2 protein-coding genes are annotated in these 2,584 nt (G+C 66.6%); both read right to left on the bottom strand.

Annotated features, from left to right (window positions below; all coding sequences use genetic code 11):
* Window positions 1–112 precede the first annotated feature (112 nt).
* Complete coding sequence (locus QWJ41_RS20660; RefSeq protein WP_302710354.1) at window positions 113–859, bottom strand: ATP-binding protein; 747 nt, start codon at window positions 857–859, stop codon at window positions 113–115.
* The gene (gene istA / locus QWJ41_RS20665) at window positions 856–2,418 is read right to left on the bottom strand and encodes an IS21 family transposase (protein WP_302710355.1); all 1,563 of its coding nucleotides are present in this window, start codon (window positions 2,416–2,418) and stop codon (window positions 856–858) included. The genes QWJ41_RS20660 and istA overlap by 4 nt, the downstream gene beginning before the upstream one ends.
* Window positions 2,419–2,584: the final 166 nt, after the last annotated feature.

The following is a 2,584-nucleotide window of genomic DNA, read 5'->3' on the forward strand; positions in this document are numbered from 1 at the left end:
TGAGTATTTGAAGGCTTAGGGACCACTGGATCGGGTGGCTGGGGGCCGTGGATCTTGCCGTTGGGGGCCAGTGGCCGCAGGTGTGGGGGCCACCGGCCCCCAACGGCTGTTTTCACCGGTTCATCGAGGCGTGTTCACGCATGTTGTGGTTGCCGGTGTCGACCCAGATGGTGTTGTGCACGATGCGGTCCATGATCGCGTCGGCGTGCACTCCTGATCCGAGCCGCTGGTGCCAGTCCTTCTTGGCGTATTGGGTGCAAAACACCGTGGACCCGGTGTCGTACCTGCGTTCCAGTAGCTCGAGCAGCATGCTCCTGATGGCGTCGTCGGGGTGGTCGAGCAGCCATTCGTCGATCACCAGCAACGTGAAGGCCGCGTACTTCTTGAGGAACTTCGTCGCTCCTTGTGGCTTGTCACTGGCCAGCGCCCAGGCTTCTTCCAGGTCGGGCATGCGGATGTAGTGGGCACGGATCCGGTGCTGGCAGGCCTGCTTGGCTAGCGCGCATCCGAGGTAGGACTTCCCGGAGCCGGTGAAGCCTTGAAACACCACGTTCTGCTGTCGCTCGATGAACGTGCAGGACCCGAGCTGGGCGATCACCTGACGGTCCAGCCCACGTTCCTCGACCAGATCGAGCCGGCGCAGGTCGGCGCCGGGGTACCGCAGTCCAGCGCGGCGGATCAGGCCCTCGACCTTGGCGTGGTTGAACGTCGAGTGTGCCTCGTCGACCACCAACCGGAGCCGTTCACCGAAGCCCATCCCGAGTGTGAGGGTGTCGTCTTGGCCCTCGAGCGCCTCCAGCAGCGGCGCGGCGCCCATCTCACGCAACTTGCGCTTGGTCTCGATGTCGATGCCGTTCACTTGGCACCGCCCGCGTAGTAGCCGGCACCACGGACGTAGCCACCGGCTTCTGCTGGTTCCTCGCGTGGTGGCCGCAGTGCGGCGGTCTTGTCCTGCCCGGTGACCAGGATGGGGTGCAGGTGCGCATAGCGCGGGGACCGCACCCGACCTGCCAACGCCAGCCGGGAGGCTGCCTCGACCCGTTCGGCCGAGAAACGTCGCGACAGTCGCAGCACCGCCAGGGCGGCGTCCAGGCCCTGCTCGTCGACCGGGACGGACTCGAAGATCCGGTTCACCACGCTGACCGTCGCGGGGCCGATCCGCTCAGCCCAGTCCCTGACCCGGTCCGGGTCCCACTGGCGATATCGTTCGCCGACCGGGAGGTCGGCGTCGTTGGTGCGGTACTCGTTGGCCGCGTCCGGCGGCAGCAGCAGGTGGCTGCTCAGCCGCGCGGTGCCGCGGTAGGCCTGCAGCACCCGGTCGGTGATACGCAGGTCGACCAAGGCGCCGACGTGGGCGAACGGTACGGAGTAGAAGTTCTTCTCCCACACCACATGCCCGTTGCGTCCGACCCGGCGCCCGTAGACCCAGTGGCTGATCTCGTAGGCCGTTTGTGGCAGCGGCCGCAGCAGCGGCTGCTCCTCGGCCGTGAACACGCTCGCCCGCGAGCCGGGTCGCTTCTGGAACGGCTCTTCGTTGTAGGCCTCCACGCGGCTGGTGATGGCCGCCTTGAGCTCGGGCAGCGACGTGAACTTCTCATCACGTAGGTCGGCGATGATTCGCATCGCGACGTGCCACACGGTGTTCTCGACGCTGGCTTTGTCCTTGGCCTTGCGGACCCGGCCGGGCAGCACCGCGGCCGAGTAGTGGCCCGCCATCTCGCGGTAGGCGTCGTTGAGGACGATCTCGCCGTCACGGGGATGCTTGATCACTCCGGTCTTCAGGTTGTCCGACACGATCCGTGGCACCGAACCGCCGAAGGCCTCGAACATCGCCACGTGAGCCCGCAGCCAGGTGTCCTGCTTCATGTCCAGGGTCGGCTCCACGAATGCGTACCGGCTGAACGGCAGGCACCCCACGAACAGGTACACCGTCCTTGTGGCTCCGCTGACCGGGTCGCTCAGTTGCATCGTCGGGCCGGACCAGTCGACCTCGACCGTCTGGGCGGCCTTGTGACCCACACGCGACGCGACGCCGGTGACCAGCACGTGGCGCTGGTAGGTGCGGCAGAACCGGTCGTAGCCCATCGCTGGCTCGCCAGCCCCGGCGCATAAGTCGGTGTACTCGCTGTGCAGCAGCTTCAGCGTCACCCCGACCCGGGCCATCTCCTTGTGCACCTGGTCCCAGTTCGGCTGGGCGAACACGCTCTCGTGCTCACCGCGTCCGGGGAACAGCAGCGCGTACACCTCGTCCTCTGGGCGTTCAGCGACGTCGTCCCAACTGATGCCGGCTACGTCCGCAGCGTCCAGCACCGCAGTAATGGACTTGCGTGACATTCCCTGCGAGGACGCGATCGCTCGCCCTGAGAGTCCCTCGGCTCGCAACTGCAGCACGAGCTTCGCCTTGATCTTCCGTACCATCGATGATCCGCTCCTTCCGCTGTGCGCCCTATACGCACGGCGGGAGGAGCCTAGAAACGGATGGCCCCCAACCACGCCAACACCGGCCCCCAAGCCCGCCAACGAGCAGTCACCCCGACGGCCCCGGAACACGCCGCCGCTGGACCCCAGTAAGGCGAATATTCAC

Source organism: Nocardioides cremeus (assembly GCF_030518195.1).
In the GTDB taxonomy this organism is placed as follows: domain Bacteria; phylum Actinomycetota; class Actinomycetes; order Propionibacteriales; family Nocardioidaceae; genus Nocardioides; species Nocardioides cremeus.

Bases quoted from the DNA above. Each gene is read 5' to 3' on its own strand.
- istA (WP_302710355.1), bottom strand. From the start codon at position 2,418: ATGGTACGGAAGATCAAGGCGAAGCTCGTGCTGCAGTTGCGAGCCGAG.